This is a genomic window from Flavobacterium cheniae, assembly GCF_004363695.1.
GTDB classification, from domain to species: Bacteria; Bacteroidota; Bacteroidia; order Flavobacteriales; family Flavobacteriaceae; genus Flavobacterium; species Flavobacterium cheniae.
In genome coordinates this window covers 100,159-122,966 of record NZ_SNZC01000004.1, presented here as the reverse complement: position 1 = coordinate 122,966, position 22,808 = coordinate 100,159, and the positions used below count along the sequence as shown (strand labels likewise).

Genomic DNA, 22,808 nt, shown 5'->3' with positions numbered 1-22,808 from the left:
AGTAAAGTGTCTTTTACCTTTTACCTTTTACCCTTTACCTTTTAAAAATGGATACCAAAGAAATTCTAAAGAAAGTTCGAAAAATTGAAATCAAAACCCGAAGATTGAGTGATCATATCTTTTCGGGAGAATATCACACGTCTTTTAAAGGACACGGGATGACGTTTTCAGAAGTGCGCCAATACCAATACGGTGACGACGTAAGAGCTATCGATTGGAATGTAACCGCTCGTTACAACGAACCTTTCGTAAAAGTGTTTGAAGAAGAACGTGAATTAACCATGATGTTAATGGTAGACATTTCGGGTTCGGAAAGTTTTGGTACAAAAAATCAACTAAAAAGAGATATGGTTACCGAAATTGCTGCCACATTAGCGTTTTCGGCTACTCAAAATAATGATAAAATTGGTTTGCTTTTGTTTTCGGACCAAATCGAATTGTTTATTCCACCTAAAAAAGGAAAATCGCACGTTTTACGAATCATTCGCGAGTTAATCGAATTCGAATCGAAAAGTAAAAAAACCGATTTATCACAAGCTTTAAAATATTTATCTAGCGTTTTAAAAAAGAAAGCCATTGTGTTTTTAATTTCCGATTTCATGGTGAAAGATTATGAGCACACGCTGAAAATTGCTTCAAAACGTCATGATGTAACTGGAATTCGAGTTTTTGACCAAAGAGAAGAAAGCATTCCTAATATTGGAATTGTAAATATGTTAGACGCGGAAACTGGCGAAACTCTTTTGGTTGATACCACATCCAAAAAAGTGCGAATGGATTACGAAAAATACTATCGTGAAAACGTAAATTATTTCAAAGATATTTTTTCAAAATGTGGAGCCGGAACAATTAGTTCGAGAGTAGATGAAAGCTATGTAACCAAATTATTAGGTTATTTTAAAGCGCGTAATTAAGAAAAATGAAAAAGAAACTTTACTTATATATTGCTTTATTGTTCGGATTTTTGGGTTTTGCCCAACAAATCTCTTCTTCTATTGATTCTACCCAAATTAAAATTGGATCGCAATTCAATTTAACCATCAAAGCAAAAGTAAACGCAAAAGATAAAGTGGTTTTTCCTGCTGGAAAGTTTTTTGGTGCTTTAGAAATATTAGAATCCTATCCAATTGACACCATAAAAAACGACAATGAATACGAATTAATCAAAAAATACGGGTTAACCCAATTTGATTCGGGACGCTATGTGATTCCGAAATTATTAGTAAAAATCAATCAAAAAGAATTCCGTACTGATTCGCTTTCTATTTTGGTAAACGATGTAAAAGTTGACACGACCAAACAACAAATGTATGACATCAAAGATATCATTGCTACCGAAGAAAAACCGATGAGCGAATGGTGGAAACTGTTGATTTTACTGGTATTGATTATCGCTTCTGGATTTGCTTCCTACTTCATCATCAAAAGATTGCAAAAAGACAAAGAGCAAAAAGTAGAATTTTTCGCTTCGCCAATTGAAAAAGCGATTGCGTATCTTCAAAACTTAGATAAAAAACAATTGGTGCAACGAGGTGATGTCAAAGAATATTATTCTGAAATGACCGATATCACCAGAACGTACATCGAAGAATCGGTTCATATTCCAGCAATGGAAAGCACTTCAAGTGAGTTAATAGAATCACTAAAAAAAGCGATTAAAGACAAGAAAATGTTTGTAAATCGTGAAGATTTGGATAAATTCAGTCGCGTTTTAGAAAATTCAGATTTAGTAAAATTTGCTAAATCGCAACCTATGTTGTTTGAAATTGAAACTGATAAAAAAATCATTGATAAGTTTTTGTTAATAATCGATAAGGCTTTACCAAGAACCGAAGACCAAGCGGCAATCCTTTTTGCAGAAGAGGTGCGTAAGAAAGAAATGCAAAAACAAAAATTCAAACGTTTGGTGATGTCAATTGGAATCTCGATGTTTTTATTGGTAACTTCAGTTGTAATTTTCGCTTACACGGTTGGATTCGATTTCATCAAAGACAATTACATTGGACATTCTACCGAAGAATTATTAGAAAAAGAATGGATAACGTCTGAATATGGCGAACCTGCAATCGTAATTTCAACACCAAAAGTTTTAAAACGTAATAACGACGAGAAAATTCAGAATAACCTTCCAGAAAATGTAAAATCGAACAGCCGATTCATGTATGGAAGTATCATCGATAATTTTTCTATTGTCTTAATTACAACCGCTTTTAAAGATACTACTCGATTGGATTTAGATTTAGCGCTTGAAGTTGATTTAAAAGAATTAGAAAAATTTGGAGCTAAAAATATCATTGTAAAAACAGGCGAATTCGAAAATGTAAAAGGGCTTTCGGGTAAAAAAGCTTACGGAACATTTACCGCTTTTGACCCAGTTAGAGAAGAAGATGTGAAAATGGAATACGAAATTATGGTATTATCTCAGCCTGGAGGTGCTCAAGAGTTTTTCTTAATTTATAAAGAAGAAGACGAACACGCGAAGCAGATTATAGAGAAAATTCAGAATTCAATCGAACTAAGAAAAGCCAAGAAATAATGGGAAAAGTAACCTTTTTAAATCCGGAATTCTTATGGTTGTTTTTGGTTTTGCCATTAGCAATAGGTTGGTTGTTTTATAAAAGAAACCAACTTTCAGCAACGGTAAAAATGAGTTCGTTGGGACCTTTCAAACAAAACAGAACTTTCTTGGCTAAAGCAAAACCTTTTTTATACGTATTGCGAATTTTAGCATTAAGTTCGATAATCATCGCATTAGCAAGACCAAGAAGCGTTGACGTAACTTCAAAATCGAAAACTACAAAAGGAATTGATATTGTAATGGCAATCGACGTTTCGAGTAGTATGTTGGCCAATGATTTAAAACCAAATCGTCTAGAAGCATTGAAAAAAGTAGCTTCAACGTTTGTGCAAGATAGAGTTAATGATAGAATTGGTTTGGTCGTTTATGCGGGTGAAAGTTATACGAGAACTCCTGTAACTTCAGATAAAACTATCATTTTGCAATCATTAAAAACCATCGAATACGATGATTCCATTATTGCTGATGGAACTGGAATTGGCGTTGGTTTAGCTACGGCTATTAACCGAATCAAAGACAGCAAAGCTAAAAGTAGAATTATCATTTTATTGACAGATGGTGTGAATAATTCTGGAACCATCGATCCTAGAACCGCTTCTGAAATCGCAAAAGAATACGGAATCAAAGTATATACCATAGGAATTGGAACAAACGGACAAGCGATGTTTCCTGTGGCAAAAGACGCCAATGGAAAATTAGTTTTCAGAATGATGCCAGTAGAAATTGATGAAAAACTGATGAAAGAAATTGCAAAAGCAACCGATGCGAAATATTTTAGAGCTACATCAAATAAGAAATTACAAGCCATTTACGACGAAATTAATAAGTTAGAAACTACAGAAATCCAAGAGAAAAAATTCTACAATTATGATGAGAAATACAAACCTTTCGTTTTAATTGCTTTTGTGTTGTTAGGTGTTGAGGTATTGTTGAGAAATTCAGTTTTTAGAGGAATCGTTTAGAAAAAGAAAAAATGTTTGAATTAGAAAGTCCAATATATTTTTATTTGTTAGCGCTATTACCCATAATAGTGGCACTTTTTCTATTCAATTTGTTTTGGAAAAGAAAAAGACAAGCTGTTTTTGCCGATTTGGAATTATTCAACCAATTAGCTCCAGAAAAATCAAGGTTTAAACCCGCTTTAAAATTAGGTGTTTTGTTGTTGGCATTGGCTTGCATTATAATTGCTTTGGTAAACCCAAAAATGGGAACCAAAATGGAAACCGTAAAACGTCAAGGAATTGATATTGTTTTTGCAGTCGACATTTCCAAAAGTATGCTAGCCGAAGACGTAGCACCAAACCGATTAGAAAAAACCAAGCAAATCGTTTCGCAAATTATTAATCAATTAGGAAACGACCGTGTGGGCATCGTAGGTTATGCTGGAAGTGCTTATCCAGTTTTACCAATGACTACTGATTATAGCATTGCTAAAATGTACTTGCAAAGCATGAATACCAACATGGTTTCTTCTCAAGGAACTGCTTTTAACGATGCCATTCAATTAGCAGTTGATTTCTTTGATGTGAAAGATACTAGCAAGTTAATTATCCTGATTTCCGATGGTGAAGACCATGGCGAAGGCGCAGAAGATGCAATTGAAATGGCTAAAGAAAAAGGCGTTCGTATTTTGACTATTGGAGTGGGAACTGAAAAAGGCGGTCCAATTCCATTACGAGATGATAAAGGAACCATAGCTTCATATAAAAAAGACTCAGAAGGACAAACGGTTACAACAAAATTATATCCTGAAGTTTTAAAAAATATTGCCGATAAAACCAAGTCAAAATATATTGTTGGTACATCAACAAAAGAAGTGGTAGAGGAATTAAAGAAATCATTAGATAAAATAGAAAAATCTGAATTCGAATCACAACAAATAGCCGATTTTGAATCGCAATATCAATGGTTTTTAGCGTTAGGGTTTTTATTATTATTGGTAGATATTTTCCTTTTGGAGAAAAAAACAGCATGGGTGCAAAAGTTGAACTTATTTAATGAAAAGAAACATGCGTAAGATAGTTTACATATTGCTATTATTGAATTGCATCACGCTTTTCAGTCAAGAAAAAGATAAAAATCTGTACAACGGAAATCAATCGTTTACCGAAAAGAAATACGTGGATTCCGAAGCCGATTATCGGGTAACAGAATCGAAAAAATCACCAAAAAAAGCCGTTGCAGGATATAATTTAGGAAATAGCATTTACCGACAAAATCAGCAAGGTGAAGCGCAAATCAAATATATTCAAGCATTAGAAGTTGCTAAAACTAAAGAAGAAAAACACCGAATTTATCATAATTTAGGCAACACTTTCATGTTGGAAAAAAAATATGATTTAGCAGCTGATGCTTATAAAAACGCACTTCGAAATAATCCAAAAGATGAAGAAACGCGTTACAATTACGCTTTAGCCAAAAGAAAAAATAAAGACAATCCACCTCCAAAAGACAATAAAAAAGATAATAAAGGTGGCGGTGGTCAAGATAATAAACCACAGCCAAAAGACAAAGACGGTAAAAACGACAAAGGAAACGACAAAAAAGATTCTGATAAAGACAATCAGAATAACAAAGATAAACAAGGCGATAAACAACAAGGAAAAGGAGACGGAGAGAAAAAAGAAGATAAAAACGAAAATCCAAAGCCAAGTAGCGCCGATAAACAACGTATCGATAATATTTTAGATGCGGTTAATAATGCAGAGAAGAAAGTGCAGGACAAAGTAAATGCGAAGAAAGTAAAAGCACGTCCGGTTTCAAATGAAAAAGATTGGTAATTCATGAAAAAGATACTTTTAGTTTTATTTATATCGTTTTTTTATAATTCTGTTTCAGCTCAAGTAAAATTTGAAGCGCAAACAGAAAGAAGCTCTTATGGTTTAAATGAGAGAATTCAATTGGTTTTTTCCATCAATAACGAAGGTGATAATTTCGTACCGCCAAAATTTCCTGGTTTTAAAGCTGAAGGTCCATTTATTAATAAGGGAAATCAAACTTCGATTACGATTGTAAATGGCAAGGTTACCCAAAAAAGAGAAATTTCAACCCAAGTTATTTATTATTTAACACCTACAAAAAAAGGAACATTTACAATTGGTGCTGCTTCAATTGAGTTTGATGAAACCATTTATAAATCGGCACCCATAAAAATTACGATTACAGATCCTATCCAAATGCCAACCTATCCTGGTCAGCAACCAACGAATGTGAATTATGGAGAAGGAATTCATTTGGTAGCTGAAATGTCAACCAAGAATCCGTATGTAAATGAACCTGTTACAGTAATTTATAAACTATATTTCGAACCAAGATCAACCGTTGGTAATTTTAGAAATTTCAAAGCACCAAAATACAATGATTTCTGGAGTCAGTACATCGATATGAAACAACTGCGTGCAGAACGTGGAAAGTATAACGGCAAAGATTACAGTATGGTTGTGCTTCGCAAAGTAATTTTGTATCCATTAGAAGCAGGCGCTAAAACTATAGAACCATTCAAAATTGATTTAGATGCGGAGGTGCCAACAGGCCGTCGCGATTGGTTTGGCGAATACGAAATGCGTGTAATTCAAAAATCGCTTTCAACAGGAATGCAAACCATCAATGTAAAACCACTTCCCGAAAACGGAAAACCTGCAGGATTTACAGGTGCGGTTGGAAAATTTGATTTTGTAGTAAAACCATCTAAAACTGATTTAAAAGCGGGTGAATCTTTAGATTTAGAAGTTAGTGTTTCGGGTAAAGGAAATTTAAAATTATTTACATTACCAAAACCTGTGGTTCCAAGTGCTTTAGAAATGTACGAACCAGCTCATACCGAAAATGTACAAACTCCAGTTACAGGTATGACCGGAAAAATTTCGGATAAATACACAATAATTCCACAATTTAAAGGAAAATATACGATTAAACCAATGGAGTTTTCGTACTATGATTTGGCAAGTAAATCATATAAAACTATCACTTCAAAAGAAATTACCATTGATGTAGCGGAAGGTGACGGAACATTTGTAGCCAATACACCAAGTGCTAATAAACAATCCATTCAGAAAAAAGAAGTATTCCAATTCAATAAGTTGAAAACGGAATTTATTTCCGCTTCTAAAAAAGATTTCTTAGGTTCAGGATTATTTTATAGTTTGTTATTTGCACCATTGTTATTGATTCCGATTGTGATGATTGTTAGAAAACAAAAAGAAGCAAAAGATGCCGATGTTGTAGGAAACCGAGTTAGAAATAATAACCGATTAGTGAAGAAATATTTGTCGGAGGCTAAAAAGCAAATGGGAGACAAAGTTCCGTTTTATATGGCAATGGAGAAAGCATTACACAATTTCTTAAAAGCCAAATTAAACATCGAAACAGTCGAAATGAGTAAAGATAATATCATCGAATTGTTACAACAAAGAAACGCTTCTGAACAAAGTATTTCTCAATTCATGGAATTAATGAACGATTGCGAATTTGCAAGATATGCACCAGCAACAGATATTGCAATGACTAATGATTTTGAACGAGCTGTTGAACGAATTTCAGAACTTGAAAAACAATTGAAATAATGAAAAACAAGATTATACTTTTCCTTTTGTTTTTGGTTTCATTTGCTAATGCAAGCGAATCAATCGACGCTACTTTCAAGAAAGCAAACGATTTATATAACAAAGGCGATTACGAACAAGCGCTGAAATCATTTGAAAGCATCGCAAATAAAGGCAACGAATCTGCTGATTTATATTTTAATATTGCCAATTGCTATTACAAATTAGGCAAAGTAGCACCATCGATTTACAATTACGAAAAAGCATTGCTTTTAAACCCAGATGATGAAGCTATTCAAACCAATCTGTCTTTTGCGCAAAAAACGGCAATTGACGACATTAAAATCCTTCCAGAAGTAGGTTTTAAGAAGGTGGTAAAAGAATTCACGTCCAAACTTCATTACGACACTTGGGCTTGGATTGCCGTTTTTATCGCTTTCCTGAGTTTACTTTCGTTTTTAGGCTATTATTTTGGAAATACCGTGTTTCTAAAACGAACGTTTTTCAGTCTGTTTCTATTGTTTTTAGTCGGAATTGGCATAACCGTTTTCTCTGCTTTCTTACAGAAGAAATTTGATGCGAATTACAATCCAGCAATCGTTTTTGCAGAATCAACTACTTTGAAATCCGAACCAAAAAATAGTTCTGAAGATGTTGTAACGCTTCACGAAGGCACAAAAGTTTTCGTTTTAGAAGAATTAGGCAATTGGAAACAAGTAGAACTAACCGACAAAACCAAAGCGTGGATTGACAAAGAAGCGATTAAGGAAGTGAAGGAATAGTGTTCAGTATTCAGTTATTAGTGATCAGAAAAAAAATGGAAGATTTAATCGTTTTTGAAGCAAAAGGCTATCCAGTTATCAAAGTATATAATGATTACTTTGAAATAAAAGCAATTGATTATTGGGAATTCAGAACTTTTAATTATTCAGAAATAAAATCAATTGAAATAATTGATTCAAGAAAAAAATGGTATTTCCAATTGTATCAAGTCTTATTTTTCAACGCTCGAATATTCGCAAAACAAGAACCAATTTTATTAAGAATTACAAAAAAGAATGACGGTTTTTGGGATTATTCTGCAAAAAATGAATATAATTCTAATTTCAATAGTATTCTGAAAGAATTAAGAAACAGGATTTCAAATTAGTTCTCAACTCCCAACTTCAAACTATCATACCAACCTTCAATCGTAGGATAAATCGCTTTTGAAATATTCTGAATTGGGTTATAAAACATTGAACTGTCTTGTGTTTCTTTAGAAAGCAACATGTTATTGATGTTGATTTTTTCAAAAATAAAAAGCACGACACTCAACGCTAAAATAGTTTTCAATAAGCTAAAAATCACTCCAGCAATTTTGTTAATCCAACCTAAAAAAGCAAAATCAGCTAATTTGGTTAAAATTTTTGCGCTTAAATGAATTCCTATCACCACCAACAAAAACGTAATGATAAAAGCGGTTATTTCAATATATTTCGGATTCCAACTTGGGACAATTCCAGTAAAAATAGCGCCTACTAAATTCGAAAATTTAATCGCTAAGTAAATTCCTAAAATTAAAGCCACAAACGAAGCAACTTCTACAAAAAGCCCGTTTTTCAAGCCTTTATAAACCGCAAAACCCAATAAAACCGCAAAAACAATATCAATAAAACTCATTTGAAAGAAAATAGATGAAAGAATAAAGAACAAAGACGATAGATTGCTTAAAAAACAAAACCATCGATTATCTTTGCAAAACTAATATAGAAAGTTGGGAATAGTCTTTTTTCTTTTCTCTTTTTTCTTTCATCTATAAAAAATGTCAAGAGACGAACAATTAAAACAGCGTTGGGAAAGCGTTGTCAACATATTATCAGAAAAATTTTCAAGCGGAGAAGACCTTGATTTAGAAGGAATTATCTACTTAATTGGCGTACAAGAATTAGGAAAAATCCATGCTGCTTTCAAAAAAGATGAAAAAGTAAACCTGATGCACATCGCTATTTGTCGTTTGTTAGAGCCTTATGGCTACTACGAATTTGAGTATTTTGATAACGAAGGATGGCCACATTACAAAGTAAAAGAAGAATTGCCACCACTAAAAGCAGGTGAACAAGCCGTACTAATGAAAGAAGCAATTGTAAGCTACTTTTTAGAGAAAGAATTAATTGACTAATTAATTTATAGTACAGACAAGTCATTGACTTGTCTCTCAAAAAAAATCCATAAATTTGCATTTTACAAAACGAGCGATGACAGAAACGATTAAAGCCCATATTGAAGAAGTAAAATCTTTTCAAACCGATAATAAAGAACAATTAGAAGCCTTCCGAATTAAATATTTAGGAAGTAAAGGCTTGTTGAAAGACTTTTTTGCTGAATTCAAAAATGTTCCAAACGAGCAAAAGAAAGAATTTGGTCAAGTAATCAACGAATTGAAAACTTCGGCAGAAGAAAAGGTAAAAACTATTCAAGACGCTTTAGAAAATAAAGAAGAAGCAAAAGGAATTTACGGCGATACAACGCGTCCGGGAGAAGCGATGAACATTGGTTCTCGCCACCCAATTTCTATTGTGAAAAACCAAATGATTGATATTTTTTCAACCATTGGATTCAACGTGTCTGAAGGTCCGGAAATCGAAGACGATTGGCACAATTTTACCGCATTAAATTTACCAGAATATCATCCAGCAAGAGATATGCAGGATACGTTTTTCATTCAAACCAATCCTGATGTTTTGTTGAGAACACACACTTCATCAGTGCAAGTGCGTTATATGGAAAACAACAAACCGCCAATTCGTACGATTTCTCCAGGAAGAGTTTTCCGTAACGAGGCAGTTTCTTCGCGTTCGCACTGTATTTTCCATCAAGTGGAAGGATTGTATATTGATAAAGACGTTTCATTTGCCGATTTAAAACAGACGTTGTTGTATTTCACGAAAGAAATGTTCGGAAAATCAAAAATTCGTTTACGTCCGTCGTATTTTCCATTTACAGAACCAAGTGCTGAAATTGATATTTATTGGGGATTAAAAACTGAAACCGATTATAGAATTACCAAAGGAACCGGTTGGTTAGAAATTGGTGGTTGCGGAATGGTTGACCCTAATGTATTGAAAAATTGCGGCATCAATCCAGACGAACACACAGGTTTCGCTTTCGGAATGGGAGTAGAGCGTATTGCCATGTTGTTGTACCAAATTGGCGATATCCGTATGTTTTATGAAAACGACGTTCGTTTCTTAGAGCAATTTAAATCATCAATTTAGTCATTGCGAGGAACGAAGCAATCTCACTTACTATGAAAAAAGACATTATCATCCCAAAAGTTGAAGGCGTTCACATTGTAGCTTTTCAAGAATGGAACGACGATTTCATGGAAAATTCTTGGTACGCTTATTTAATAAACGATACCGATAATTTATTGGAAATGGCCATGGTAGTTTCACGCGCGTACGGTTTAATCAATGGCGAAGAACGCAAAACAGGAACATTCCGTCATGCATTTGCCAAAGTAGAACCAAGAACAGCCGTTAAAGTAGAATTGTTAGAAAATAACGTCTTACAATTGAATAACGAATTCATGTTGTCGTATTTCGCAAACGGACAATTATTCGATAAAACCTTTGTTTTCAGAACCAATTCCATCAACGAAAAAGCTACTACCGACTTACCAATCATCAACAAAAGAGGCGTTTTCGCAAATTAGATTTTTGTAAATTATAATATTGAAACCACGAATGCACGAATTGATTTCTGTATTCGTGGTTTTTTGTTTTTAAAAAAGAAAATATTTTTACCTTTAAGAAATTTTTTCAACACAACAACATGAAACCATTTCTTATTGCTCTAGCCTTTTTAACTACTACTTTTTCCCAAGCACAAGACTACGTCAAACACGTCAACCCATTTATTGGAACAGGCGGTCACGGACACACTTTCCCTGGTGCTACTGTGCCTTACGGAATGGTGCAACTTTCTCCTGATACCAGAATCGATGGCAGTTGGGATGGCTGTGGTGGTTATCATTATTCTGATAATTTGATTTACGGATTTTCGCACACGCATTTGAATGGAACCGGTGTTTCGGATTATGGTGATATCATGTTGATGCCAACTATGGGTGAACCTTCGTTTGATAATAAAGTGTATTCTTCTACTTTTTCGCATGCGAATGAAAAAGCTTCCGCTGGATTTTATTCTGTGAAATTAGACAAACACAATATCGATGTACGTTTAACCACTTCAACTCGTGTTGGTTTTCATGAATATACGTTTAATAAAGACGGTCAAGCTAATATTATTTTAGATTTGAATCATCGTGATAAATTGTTGGAAGGAAGAATTCGAGTAATTGATGATAAAACAATTGAAGTCTTACGAAGAAGCGAAGCTTGGGCAAGAGATCAATATGTGTATGCCCGAATTGAGTTTAATAAACCGATGAACTTCAATAAATTTATATCCGATTCAGTAAGTAATAGAAAAGAATATTCTGGATCAAAAGTGGCTATGAGTTTTTCTAAACAAGTAAAAAAAGGAGAAAAAATCCTCGTAAAAGTATCGCTTTCGCCAACAAGTTATGAAGGCGCCAAATTAAACAGTTCCGAAATCAAACATTGGGATTTTAATAAAGCGCACAAGGCAGCTATCGCTCTTTGGAACAAAGAATTATCAAAAATTGAAGTCACTTCTAATGATAAAGACAAGTTAGCAATTTTCTACACGGCTTTGTATCACACGATGATGCAACCGAATATTGCACAAGATTTAGACGGAAAATACCGCGGTAGAGACAACCAAATTCATGTTGCAGAAGGATTTGATTATTATACGGTATTCTCGCTTTGGGATACTTTTAGAGGCGCGCATCCGTTGTATACTTTGATTGATAAAAAACGAACTGCCGATTACATCAATACCTTCATCAAACAATACGAACAAGGTGGCAGATTACCCGTTTGGGAATTGGCGTCAAATGAAACCGATTGTATGATTGGCTATCATTCCGTTTCTGTAATTGCAGATGCGATGGCAAAAGGAATAAAAGGTTTTGATTACGAAAAAGCCTTTGAAGCCAGTAAAGCTTCTGCGATGCGTGATGTTTTAGGTTTGGATGCCTACAAGAAAAACGGCTTCATTTCGATAGATGACGAACACGAAAGCGTTTCCAAAACCTTAGAATATGCTTATGATGATTGGTGTATTGCTCAAATGGCGCAACTTTTAAATAAACCAAAGGATTACGAGTATTTCATGAAACGTTCTCAAAATTGGAAAAACATTTTTGATTGGGAAACGGGTTTCATGCGTCCAAAGAAAAACGGCGGTTGGGACAAACCTTTTGATCCAAGAGAAGTCAATAATAATTTTACCGAAGGTAATTCGTGGCAATATTCTTTTTTCGTACCACAAGATATTGAGGGAATGATTCAAGCTTATGGCGGACCCGAAAAATTTGAAGCCAAATTAGACGAAATGTTCAACAGCGAAAGCAAAACTACCGGTAGAGAACAAGTAGATGTTACCGGTTTAATTGGGCAATATGCACACGGAAACGAACCAAGTCACCACATGGCATATTTGTACAATTATGTAGGAAAACCAGAAAAAACGAATGCAAAAGTCAAGTATATTTTAGACAATTTTTATACTAATACACCTGATGGCTTAATCGGAAACGAAGACTGCGGTCAAATGAGTGCTTGGTATGTGTTGAGTGTTATGAGTGAATATCCTGTTTGTCCTGGAAGTATTATTCATCATTATGAAAACGATTTATATTTTGATAAAATAGTTGTAAACCTTGAAAGTGGTGAGAAGGCTGTAATTACTGAAGAGCAAAGAAAAATCAATAAACAAAAAGCGATTCAACAAGAGAAAGAAATTGAATCTTCTGAAGATATTGATTGGAATTTAGATTATATTATTAAAGAAGTAATCCCAGTTCCTGTAATTCAAGCGGAAAGCAAATCATTTAAAGATAAATTGAAGATTGAATTGAAGTCTCAATACTTAAATGATGTGATTTATTTTATGATTAATGATAAAGACGATCATTTGGCAAAGAAACTATTTATTCCTTATACAAAACCTTTTGAAATATCGCAAACATCAACTATTGAAGCTTATGTAAAAACAAATGAAGGACAAAGCAACACCATTTCCGCAACGTTCTTCAAAAAACCAAACAATTACAGCATCAATATCAAATCGGTTTACAATCCGCAATATCATGCAGGTGGTCCAGAAGGGTTGTTAGATGGTATTTTAGGAACAGAAAATTGGAGAAAAGGCGATTGGCAAGGCTACCAAAGTCAGGATTTTGAAGCGGTGGTGGATTTAAAAGAAGTGAAAAATATTAATGAAATTTCAACACGCTTTTTACAAGACCAACGTTCGTGGATTTTAATGCCAACGAAAGTTGATTATTATATTTCGGAAGACAATGTGAATTTTACGTATTTCGGCTCGGTAAACAATACGTTAGATCCAAAATTAGAAGAAAATACGATTTTGAATTTCACTTCTAACGAAACAAAAGGTAAAAAAGCACGTTACGTAAAAGTCATCGCAAAAAACTTCGGTAAATTACCTGAATGGCATCAAGGCGCTGGTGGTGATGCGTTTATTTTTGTTGATGAGATTACGATAAAGTAAAGCTTAATAAAAAAGGTTGTCTATCAAGACAACCTTTTTTATTTGATATATGTTTTGAAATTAATCCTTATCAGGAAACAATAAAGAAGCCACGACAGACAAAATTAACACACTTCCAACAACCATTAAAGAATAAGAAGTTTCGATGTGATAAAACGGCGCTACAATCATTTTTACACCAATAAAGGCTAAGATAAATGCTAATCCGTATTTCAATTTACTGAACATGTACATAAAGTTCGCCAAAAGGAAATACAACGAACGCAATCCTAAAATCGCAAAAATGTTAGACGTATATAAAATAAATGGATCATCTGGTGCAATTGCAAAAATAGCTGGAATACTGTCTACAGCAAATAATAAATCGGTAAATTCAACAATAGTAACCACCACAAATAAAGGGGTTGCCATTCTAATTCCGTTTTGAACAGTGAAAAATTTATCACCATCAAAATTTGGACTTACTTTAAAAAACTTATGTACAAATTTAGAACCGGCACTTTTACTAAAATCTTTACTACCTTCATCTTCTTCATTACTAAAACCAGATTTGATTCCAGCAACAATTAAAATTAATCCGAAAATAGTTAAAAGGTAGTTGATTTTCACAACTTGACCGAACAATTCCATTTCGGGTAAATAGGTGTAATTTAGTAACCAAACTCCGGTAAAAATAAAGATAGCTCTAAAAACCAAAGCACCAATTACACCCCAAAATAAGACTTTATGTTGGGCTTCTTTTGCAACATTGAAGTAACCAAAAACCAAGATAAACACGAATAAATTATCAACCGAAAGCGCTTTTTCAATCCAATACGCGCCTTGGAATTGCATGAATTTCTCCGCTCCCATGTAGTGATAGATAATACCACTGAATCCCATGGCTAAAGATATCCAAATCACAGACCAAATAGCCGCTTCGCGATTGGAAACTACGTGACCTTTTTTGTTTAAAACTCCTAAATCTAAAACCAACATCGCAATGATGGTAATTGTAAAAGCCGTAATAATACCAGGATGATCAATTAAATGATCGATTGAACCTGTTTTTAATGATAGCATGTATTAGTTTAATTTATCTGTTAGTTCTTTAAAAACGGCTTTAGCGTCCTTGTTTTCGTATAAAATTTCGTAAACAGCGTCGATAATCGGAGTATCAGCTCCGTATTCTTTGTTTAATTTGTAAGCACTTTTTACTGCGTAATATCCTTCGGCTACCATGCTCATTTCCATTTGTGCTGATTTTACGGTGTAGCCTTTTCCAATCATGTTTCCAAACATTCTATTTCGAGAAAAAACGGAATATCCAGTAACTAATAAATCGCCTAAGTAAGCCGAATTATTAATGTTTCGCTTCATTTTGTGTACTTTACGAATGAATTTCTTCATTTCACGAATACCATTACTCATTAAAACCGCTTGAAAGTTATCGCCATAGCCTAAACCATGCGCAATTCCGGCTGCAATAGCATAAATGTTCTTTAAAACGGCAGCATATTCTGTTCCAATAATATCATCCGTAGTTTTTGCTTTTATGTAGTGTGAGCTCAGATTTTTAGCCACATATTTGGCTTTTTTTCTATCGCTACAAGCAATGGTTAAGTACGATAAACGTTCCATAGCTACTTCTTCCGCATGACATGGACCCGTAATTACCCCAATATTATCAAATGGAATATCGTATTTGGTATGAAAATGTTCACCAACAATCAAACTCGATTCTGGAACAATTCCTTTAATCGCAGAGAAAATAACTTTTCCTTCCAAACTTTCGGTTAAACTTTCTAATTCTTTGCTCAAAAAAGCAGAAGGAACTACAAAAATCACATAATCAGCATAAGCAACAGCTTCGTTGATGTCATTTGTAAGTTTTAATTTATTGGTATCAAACGCAACCGAGCTTAAATAATTCGGGTTGTGTTTTTGATGTTTCAAATGCTCAATAGCATAAGTACTTCGCATGTACCAAGCAATTTCGTCTTGATTCTCACAAAGCATTTTAGCAATTGCAGTAGCCCAACTTCCCCCTCCAATGACTGCAAATTTTGGCTTTTTTTCCATTTTACGATTTAATTTAGAACATCAAAAATAGTCATTTAAAAAGGATTTACAAAAAACGTTTGCGAAACTCTTTTAATACAAAGGCACGAAGAAAAACTCCGCGCCTTTATTATGATGAATAGGTATTTTTTAATAACTCATTTCTACAATAGCTCTCACTTTTTCTAAAGTGATGTTTTGCTTTTCACCCATAGCTTTCCAACCTCTTTCTTCGAAACGTTTTACGATAAAATCGGCTGTTTTTTCGATGTTTTCTGCGTTTTCTGAAATTTTGGTTCTCATGCCCATTTTGTGGAAGAAATCAACGGTTTTTTCAATCGCTTTTTCTGCAATTTCTTCAGTTGAATTGCCTTGAATGTTCCAAACGCGTTGCCCGTATTGTGCTAATTTCTCTTTTTTCGTGTCGAACATGACGCGGTATAAATTGGGTCCAATTATAGCCAAAGTTCTCGCATGATCAATTTCGTATAAAGCCGTTAATTCATGACCAATCATGTGCGTTGCCCAATCCGAAGGAACACCTTTTTGAATTAAGCCATTTAACGCCATGGTGGCACTCCAAACAAAGTTGGAAGCCAATTTATAATCACTCGGGTTTTCCACTACATCGGGACCAATTTCAATTAATGTTTGTAAAATACTTTCTGAAATTCGGTCTTGCAATAAAGCATCGTGAGTATAGGTCAAATATTGCTCCATAACGTGTGTGAATGCATCCACAACACCGTTTTGCAATTGTCTTTTTGGTAATGAAGTAATCACGGTTGGATCCACAATTGAAAATACTGGAAACAAAGCGCTTCCGCCAAGCGTTAATTTTTCTTGCGTAGCTTCAATCGTAACCACAGCACCTGAATTCATCTCAGAACCTGTTGCTGGCAAGGTTAAAACTGTTCCAAAAGGAATTACTTTAGAAACATCTTTAAATAAAATACGTTTTTTTAAAATATCGGCTTCGTCACCTTCAAAATTCACAGCTGCCGAAATAAATTTCACACCATCAATCACACTTCCTCCACCAACAGCTAAAATAAATCCGATTTTTTCAGCACGAATAATTTCAACTGCTTTCATCAAGGTTTCAAAACGAGGATTTGGTTCGATACCGCCAAATTCTAAGATATCGTGACTAGGTAAAGCCGCTTTTACTTGATCGTAAACGCCATTTTTAAAGATACTTCCGCCACCATAAGCGATAAGGATTTTAGTATTTGAAGGAACTAATTCAGTTAGTTTTTCAATTTGCCCTTTTCCAAAGACATAATTTACAGGATTGTATAATTCGAAGTTTAGCATAATAATTATCATGCTGAATTTAGTTCAGCATCTCGACAAAGTTACGCAATGGGATTGGGAACGAATGGTAAAGGAATGTTAATCTATTTCTTATAAAACATATTATGCTCCACATATTCCCAAACTTTATTCGGTAACATCGGCACTACATTTTTACCTTTTTTAATGCTTTCGCGAATGAAGGTTGAGGATAATTCAATTACTGGCGCACCAACTCTGTGAATTTTTGCATGATTGATAAATTGCTCATCAATTTCACCTGAATTTAGTCGCGGATAAACATAAATATCATGATTTTTAAGAATAACTTCGTAGTTTTTCCATTTGTGGAGCGAGTTCAAATTGTCTTCGCCCATGATTAAAGAAAATTCGTGTTTTGGAAATTTTTCTTGTAAATGCGCTAAGGTATTTACGGTATAATTCGGCTGTGGTAATTTGAATTCTATATCCGAAGGTTGGATTTTTGGGAAATCTTCCGTTGCTAAATGCACCATATGCAAACGATGGTAATCATCTAATAACGAACTTTTTTGCTTATGCGGATTGTGCGGTGTAACCACCATCCAAATTTGATCCAAATCAGAATGCTCTGCCATATGATTGGCAATAATTAAGTGCCCAATGTGAATGGGATTAAACGTTCCGAAATACAGACCTATTTTCATTTTTGTTACACAGAGTTTCACGAAGTTTTATACAGAGTTTCACGAAGTTTTTTGTGCTACTTGGTGCAAAACTTAGTGAGACTTTGTGCTATACTTTTTATTTACTAATAAAATCCTTTACCAATTTGTACGCATCTTCTTTTGCCACATCTAAATCATAATTTTTGATGATGGTGTCAAATTGTGGTGCAGTTGCTAATTCTACCGATGCTTTTGCGATACGCATGTTGATTTTGTCTTCGCTTTCAGTAGAACGTTGTTTTAAACGACGTTTTAATTCGTCAACACTTGGTGGTTTTACAAAAACGGCTAAGGTTTCGTTTGGAAATTTGCTTTTAATACGCAATCCGCCTGCGACGTCAATATCAAAAATTACGTGTTTTCCTAAAGCCCAAATGCGTTCTACTTCGGCTTTTAAAGTGCCGTAGAAATTATCGGTATATACTTCTTCCCATTCCACAAAATCTTCCGCTTTAATATGCTTTTTGAATTCGTCCCAAGAGATGAAATAATAATCCTTCCCGTGTACTTCTTCGCCACGTGGTTCGCGTGTTGTACATGAAATTGAAAATTCTAAATTCAAATCGGGTTGGGCTAATAAATGTCGTACTATAGTGGTTTTTCCTGAACCCGATGGCGCAGAGAATACTAATAATTTTCCGTTGGTCATTGTGTTGTGTGTTTAATAATAAATTTTCAAGTTAAACCTTTCGATTACATCTAAATATTCATTAAAAATTATCATTACTATAATTGAAATTAAAATACTAATTATTAATGAATTAGAAATAATTTTTAATTTTTCTTTTTTTAAAACATTTAGAATAGCTCCCAAAACAAAAGGAATAACTATTGTCATAAATGGAATCAGAAAAAAAGGTTCGAAAGCATATACTTCCTTTGAATTTGCATATTTTAAATCGGTAATGAGTAAAAAAAGTATTGATACTAAAATGCTGTAAAATATTGTTTTATTAAAATTGATTTCTTTTCTCAATTTAAAAATCTGTAAAATGGATAATCCTATAATTACAAAAATGATAATAAAATAAAACAATAGAATAATTCCCATCTTATCCGATTACAATACATTCAAAACTTGCTCCTTAATTTTCTCCAATTCATCTTTCATCATTACCACCAATTTTTGCATTTCGGTGTGGTTGGATTTCGAACCCATGGTGTTGATTTCTCTTCCCATTTCTTGTGTGATGAAACCTAATTTTCTTCCGTTAGCTTCCGTTCCATTTAAAGTTTCTAAGAAATAGCTCAAATGGTTGCCCAAACGTACTTTTTCTTCAGTAATGTCGTATTTTTCTAAATAAAAAATCAATTCTTGTTCGAAACGATTTTCATCAACATTGACTTTTAATTCATCTAAAGCAGTTCTTAAACGAGTTTTTACCGTTTCAACGCGTTCAGCATCATAAGAAACCGCTTCGGTCATTAAATTATTGATATTTCCGATACGCAATTGGAATTCTTTTTCTAATGAAGCACCTTCGTCTTTTCTAAAATTCGCGATATTTTCCAACGCTTCATCAATCACGGTTTGGATTTGTTTCCATTCGTTTTCATCAATTTCGTCGCGCTCTGTTTTTAAAGCATCGGGCATACGAACTGCCATTTTCATTAATTCCGTTTCATCTGCATTTGGAATCACGGCTTTCATTTGATTGATGTACCCTTTTATAATTGGTACATTGATTTTTGAAGTCGTTTCTTCGCCAGTTACTTCCACATAAAGCGAAAAATCAACTTTTCCACGCTCTAAACGTTGCGAAATTTGATTGCGTAAACCCAATTCCATCTCACGAAAAACCGATGGCATTCGCGTATTTAAGTCTAAACCTTTACTGTTTAGTGATTTGATTTCTACGGTAATTTTTTTGGTTGGTAATTGCAAAGAAGCTTTCCCAAAACCCGTCATGGATTGTATCATATTGTTATAAAAATGTCTTCAAAGATAAGAAAAAGTGTTCAGTGTTCAGTTTTTAGTGTTCAGTAAAGAAATTCTGATTATGAAGCAGATTTCTTTTGGGTTACCAAATAAACACCGACAAATATCAACACCGCCGAAATCAATTTTACTAAACTCAAGTCGTCTTTTCCTAAACTTACAGCGAAAATAGTGGCAAAAAGTGGTTGTAAATAAATGAAAACCGCTACAGTTGTGGGTTTTAATTCGCGCATGGAAACTAAATTTAGCAAATACGTTAAGAACGTTGAAAACACCACTACGAAACCAATTTTCCAGAAAATATCCGTTGGTAAATTAACGAAATCTATAGCTTGAAATTCGCCCCAACCAAAAGGTAATACCATCAAGAATCCAAAGGTATAAATCCATTTCACGAAGGTGAAGGCATTGTATTTATCCATTAATTTCTTCACGATGATGAGGTAAAATCCGTATGAAACCGCATTTACAAAAACCAATAAATTTCCTAAACTTGCGTTTGTTGCGTTTACCAATGATTTTCCGTAGAGAATTAAAGTTACGGTACCAGCTAAGCCTAGAATGATTCCTAAAACTTTTCGATTTTCCATTCGTTCTTTCATGATGAATGCAGATAAAACCAAAACAATCATCGGCGTAGTAACCATCAAAACAGCTCCCATAATGGGTGAAGTGTAACTCAATCCTTTGAAAAAAGTTAGCATATTAAAAGCAACTCCGAAGAACGCAGCAGCAATAATTCGAGGAAAATCTTCTTTGGCAATTTTTTCTTTGGGTCCAAAAAAGGAAATCAGCCAAAATAAAACTACCGAACCACCAACACGCATGACGATAAATCCGAAAGCGTCAACATATTTAGGCATAACATCTTTAGCAATCGTAAAGGTTACGCCGTAAATAATGGAAACTAAGGTAGCGGCAAATAATGCCCAATTTCTTTTAGACACTTTGAAGGGCTTTCGTTAATTTAAGGACATTGGGTTGCGTGTTCCCGATAAAAATTTCATCATTAAAAAGAACAACAGGACGACTCAAAAACGTGTAATGTTCTAAAAGATATTTTTTGTAATCGGCTTCGGTTAGATTTTTATCTTTTAAACCTAACGATTTATATAATTGCGCTTTTTTGCTAAAAAGCGCTTCGTAACTTCCTGAAAGTTGGTACATTTCTTCCAAATCGCTTTCCGAAATTGGATTTTGACGAATATCAATAAACGTTAATTTATTTGAATTTGGTAATGACTTAATGATTTTTCGGCACGTATCACACGAAGCCAAATAGTATATCTTGTTCATTTTATTGGTTTTTCATTTTCTGGCACAAAAATACAGCCTTTTGAATTCTAAAAATCAGTAATTTTATAAAAAAATTAGAGATGAATGCAACTTTCAGAATTTGGGAAACCAGCAGAAATATTTATTTGAAGTTTTTTGATAATTATTCATTAGAGCAACTCAATACAATTCCAGCAGGAATGAGTAATAATCTGATTTGGAATTTGGGTCACGTTGTAGTTTCCCAACAGAAATTGGTTTATGCTTTATCAGGTTTACCAATGTATATTCCAGAATCGCTTTTTGAGAAATATCAAAATGGTTCACGACCAGATGGAAAAACTACGCAAGCAGAAGTTGATGAAATCAAGAAATTACTATCCGAAATGGTTGGAAAAACCAAATCCGATTTTGAAGCAGGCGTTTTCAAAGAATTTCATCCGTATCAAACCAAAACCGGATTTCATTTGGGAACATTGAAAGAAGCCATGGAATTTAACAATTATCATGAAGGCATTCATTTGGGAATTATGATGTCGATTAAAAAATATATTTAGCGAATTGTTAACGATTCAAAAAGCAGCATCAAACAACTTTTATTTACCTTTGTAAAAATTTTTTAAAATGAAATTCAATACAAAAACGATACATGGTGGACAACATCATGAAAAAGTAACGGGAGCGGTAATGCCTCCGGTGTTTCAAACATCGACCTATGTACAATCAAGTCCTGGAAAACCAATTGGTGATTACGAGTACAGTAGAGCAGCAAATCCAACAAGAACCGCTTTAGAAGAGGCTTTAGCAAGTATCGAAAATGGAGCAAGAGGTTTAGCTTTTTCTTCAGGATTAGCAGCAACCGATTGTTTGTTACGCATGTTCAAAGCAGGTGACGAAATCATCGCTATGGACGATTTATACGGTGGAACATATAGATTGTTTACAAGATTATATAAAGATAGCGGTATCAAATTCCATTTTGTAGATATGAATGATTTGGAGAAATTCCAATCGTTAATCAATGAAAACACAAAATTAGTTTGGGTTGAAACACCGACTAATCCATTAATGAAATTAGCGGATATAGCTGCGATTGCTCAGATTACTAAAAAGCACAATATCTTATTTGCTGTAGACAATACTTTTGCAACGCCATATTTACAAAAACCATTAGATTTAGGTGCAGATATCGTGATGCATTCGGCAACTAAATATTTAGGAGGACATTCAGATGTTATTGCAGGAGCATTAATCATCAAAGACAAAGCATTAGGCGAAGAATTACATTTCAAACAATTCGCAACAGGTGCAACATTAGGACCTATGGATTCTTTCTTAGTATTAAGAGGAATCAAAACATTGCACTTACGCGTACAACGTCATTGTGAAAATGGCGAAAAAGTTGCAGCATATTTAGACAATCATCCTTTAGTAGAAAGAGTGTATTATCCGGGATTAGCTTCTCATCCATTTCATGAAATTGCTAAAAAGCAAATGAGTGGTTTTGGAGGAATGGTAACATTTACTTTCAAGTCAGGTAAAAAAGAAGATGCGATTAAATTCTTAGAAAATTTAAAAGTATTTACTTTGGCAGAATCATTAGGAGGAGTTGAATCGTTAGCGAATCACCCAGCTTTGATGACACATGCTTCTATTCCAGAAGACAAGAGAAAAGAAGTAGGTATTTCAGATGATTTAGTTCGTTTGAGTGTTGGAATTGAAGATATCGAAGATTTATTAGCTGATTTAGAACAAGCTTTTAACTAGTAGAAACAACTAAAAAC

General features: G+C 34.0%; 24 protein-coding genes. 14 read left to right on the top strand and 10 right to left on the bottom strand.

All coding sequences use genetic code 11. The annotated features are described in order from the left end of the window. Window positions 1-47: 47 nt before the first annotated feature. From C8D80_RS10875 to C8D80_RS10840, 8 genes are read left to right on the top strand one after another with little or no spacing between them, the layout of a single operon-like run. A complete protein-coding gene (locus tag C8D80_RS10875; protein WP_133610285.1) occupies window positions 48-914 on the top strand; it encodes a DUF58 domain-containing protein in 867 nt (288 codons plus the stop codon). A 5-nt stretch (window positions 915-919) separates the two neighbouring features. Further along, window positions 920-2,536, top strand: a complete 1,617-nt coding sequence (locus C8D80_RS10870) for a BatD family protein (RefSeq protein WP_133610283.1) — start codon at window positions 920-922, stop codon at window positions 2,534-2,536. Next, the gene (locus C8D80_RS10865; RefSeq protein WP_133610281.1) at window positions 2,536-3,540 is read left to right on the top strand and encodes a vWA domain-containing protein; all 1,005 of its coding nucleotides are present in this window, start codon (window positions 2,536-2,538) and stop codon (window positions 3,538-3,540) included. The genes C8D80_RS10870 and C8D80_RS10865 overlap by 1 nt, the downstream gene beginning before the upstream one ends. Before the next feature lie 11 nt (window positions 3,541-3,551). Continuing rightward, window positions 3,552-4,595 carry a vWA domain-containing protein gene (locus C8D80_RS10860; RefSeq protein WP_133610278.1) on the top strand — a complete coding sequence of 348 codons (1,044 nt, stop codon included), beginning with the start codon at window positions 3,552-3,554 and terminating at the stop codon, window positions 4,593-4,595. After that, complete coding sequence (locus C8D80_RS10855; protein WP_242004832.1) at window positions 4,588-5,358, top strand: tetratricopeptide repeat protein; 771 nt, start codon at window positions 4,588-4,590, stop codon at window positions 5,356-5,358. The genes C8D80_RS10860 and C8D80_RS10855 overlap by 8 nt, the downstream gene beginning before the upstream one ends. Before the next feature lie 3 nt (window positions 5,359-5,361). Beyond that, window positions 5,362-7,140, top strand: coding sequence for a BatD family protein (locus tag C8D80_RS10850; protein ID WP_133610274.1), 1,779 nt, complete (start codon window positions 5,362-5,364; stop codon window positions 7,138-7,140). Further along, complete coding sequence (locus tag C8D80_RS10845; RefSeq protein WP_133610272.1) at window positions 7,140-7,901, top strand: tetratricopeptide repeat protein; 762 nt, start codon at window positions 7,140-7,142, stop codon at window positions 7,899-7,901. Before C8D80_RS10850 ends, C8D80_RS10845 begins: the two co-directional genes overlap by 1 nt. A 35-nt stretch (window positions 7,902-7,936) precedes the next feature. Further along, window positions 7,937-8,269 carry a hypothetical protein gene (locus tag C8D80_RS10840; RefSeq protein WP_133610270.1) on the top strand — a complete coding sequence of 111 codons (333 nt, stop codon included), beginning with the start codon at window positions 7,937-7,939 and terminating at the stop codon, window positions 8,267-8,269. On the opposite strand, the gene C8D80_RS10835 is transcribed toward C8D80_RS10840, so the two are convergent. Next, a complete protein-coding gene (locus tag C8D80_RS10835; protein ID WP_133610268.1) occupies window positions 8,266-8,781 on the bottom strand; it encodes a CvpA family protein in 516 nt (171 codons plus the stop codon). The two genes, C8D80_RS10840 and C8D80_RS10835, sit on opposite strands and share 4 nt — an antisense overlap. A 142-nt stretch (window positions 8,782-8,923) precedes the next feature. Between C8D80_RS10835 and C8D80_RS10830 the strand changes: the two genes are divergently transcribed. The 4 genes from C8D80_RS10830 (at window position 8,924) to C8D80_RS10815 (ending at window position 13,767) form a co-directional block, all read left to right on the top strand. After that, complete coding sequence (locus C8D80_RS10830) at window positions 8,924-9,280, top strand: hypothetical protein (RefSeq protein WP_133610266.1); 357 nt, start codon at window positions 8,924-8,926, stop codon at window positions 9,278-9,280. Window positions 9,281-9,356: 76 nt separating this feature from the next. Further along, on the top strand, window positions 9,357-10,376 hold the full coding sequence (pheS, locus tag C8D80_RS10825) for a phenylalanine--tRNA ligase subunit alpha (RefSeq protein ID WP_133610264.1): 1,020 nt from the start codon (window positions 9,357-9,359) through the stop codon (window positions 10,374-10,376). A gap of 32 nt (window positions 10,377-10,408) precedes the next feature. Beyond that, the gene (locus C8D80_RS10820) at window positions 10,409-10,816 is read left to right on the top strand and encodes a hypothetical protein (protein ID WP_133610262.1); all 408 of its coding nucleotides are present in this window, start codon (window positions 10,409-10,411) and stop codon (window positions 10,814-10,816) included. Between the two features lie 119 nt (window positions 10,817-10,935). Then, the gene (locus C8D80_RS10815; protein WP_133610260.1) at window positions 10,936-13,767 is read left to right on the top strand and encodes a GH92 family glycosyl hydrolase; all 2,832 of its coding nucleotides are present in this window, start codon (window positions 10,936-10,938) and stop codon (window positions 13,765-13,767) included. A 60-nt stretch (window positions 13,768-13,827) separates the two neighbouring features. Here C8D80_RS10815 and C8D80_RS10810 read toward each other — a convergent pair whose 3' ends face one another. From C8D80_RS10810 to C8D80_RS10770, 9 genes are all read right to left on the bottom strand, one after another. Beyond that, complete coding sequence (locus C8D80_RS10810) at window positions 13,828-14,805, bottom strand: TerC/Alx family metal homeostasis membrane protein (protein ID WP_133610475.1); 978 nt, start codon at window positions 14,803-14,805, stop codon at window positions 13,828-13,830. A gap of 27 nt (window positions 14,806-14,832) precedes the next feature. Continuing rightward, the gene (locus tag C8D80_RS10805) at window positions 14,833-15,828 is read right to left on the bottom strand and encodes an NAD(P)H-dependent glycerol-3-phosphate dehydrogenase (protein WP_133610258.1); all 996 of its coding nucleotides are present in this window, start codon (window positions 15,826-15,828) and stop codon (window positions 14,833-14,835) included. Between the two features lie 129 nt (window positions 15,829-15,957). Beyond that, window positions 15,958-17,124 (bottom strand): iron-containing alcohol dehydrogenase, encoded by a 1,167-nt coding sequence (locus tag C8D80_RS10800; protein ID WP_133610473.1) that lies wholly within the window; start codon window positions 17,122-17,124, stop codon window positions 15,958-15,960. Window positions 17,125-17,207: 83 nt separating this feature from the next. After that, the gene (gene nadD / locus C8D80_RS10795; RefSeq protein WP_133610256.1) at window positions 17,208-17,789 is read right to left on the bottom strand and encodes a nicotinate (nicotinamide) nucleotide adenylyltransferase; all 582 of its coding nucleotides are present in this window, start codon (window positions 17,787-17,789) and stop codon (window positions 17,208-17,210) included. A 97-nt stretch (window positions 17,790-17,886) separates the two neighbouring features. Continuing rightward, the gene (gene gmk, locus C8D80_RS10790) at window positions 17,887-18,459 is read right to left on the bottom strand and encodes a guanylate kinase (RefSeq protein ID WP_133610254.1); all 573 of its coding nucleotides are present in this window, start codon (window positions 18,457-18,459) and stop codon (window positions 17,887-17,889) included. A gap of 12 nt (window positions 18,460-18,471) precedes the next feature. Beyond that, on the bottom strand, window positions 18,472-18,786 hold the full coding sequence (locus C8D80_RS10785; protein WP_133610252.1) for a hypothetical protein: 315 nt from the start codon (window positions 18,784-18,786) through the stop codon (window positions 18,472-18,474). Window positions 18,787-18,870: 84 nt separating this feature from the next. Next, the gene (locus C8D80_RS10780; RefSeq protein ID WP_133610250.1) at window positions 18,871-19,731 is read right to left on the bottom strand and encodes a YicC/YloC family endoribonuclease; all 861 of its coding nucleotides are present in this window, start codon (window positions 19,729-19,731) and stop codon (window positions 18,871-18,873) included. Between the two features lie 77 nt (window positions 19,732-19,808). Beyond that, window positions 19,809-20,696, bottom strand: coding sequence for a DMT family transporter (locus C8D80_RS10775; protein WP_133610248.1), 888 nt, complete (start codon window positions 20,694-20,696; stop codon window positions 19,809-19,811). Further along, entirely contained in the window at window positions 20,689-21,045 is a 357-nt protein-coding gene (locus C8D80_RS10770; RefSeq protein ID WP_133610246.1) for an arsenate reductase family protein, read from the bottom strand. The genes C8D80_RS10775 and C8D80_RS10770 overlap by 8 nt, the downstream gene beginning before the upstream one ends. Before the next feature lie 80 nt (window positions 21,046-21,125). Between C8D80_RS10770 and C8D80_RS10765 the strand changes: the two genes are divergently transcribed. Both C8D80_RS10765 and C8D80_RS10760 read left to right on the top strand, forming a co-directional pair. Then, window positions 21,126-21,581 carry a DinB family protein gene (locus tag C8D80_RS10765; protein WP_133610244.1) on the top strand — a complete coding sequence of 152 codons (456 nt, stop codon included), beginning with the start codon at window positions 21,126-21,128 and terminating at the stop codon, window positions 21,579-21,581. Between the two features lie 67 nt (window positions 21,582-21,648). Beyond that, window positions 21,649-22,791, top strand: coding sequence for a cystathionine gamma-synthase (locus C8D80_RS10760; protein WP_133610242.1), 1,143 nt, complete (start codon window positions 21,649-21,651; stop codon window positions 22,789-22,791). The last annotated feature ends 17 nt before the right edge of the window (window positions 22,792-22,808 follow it).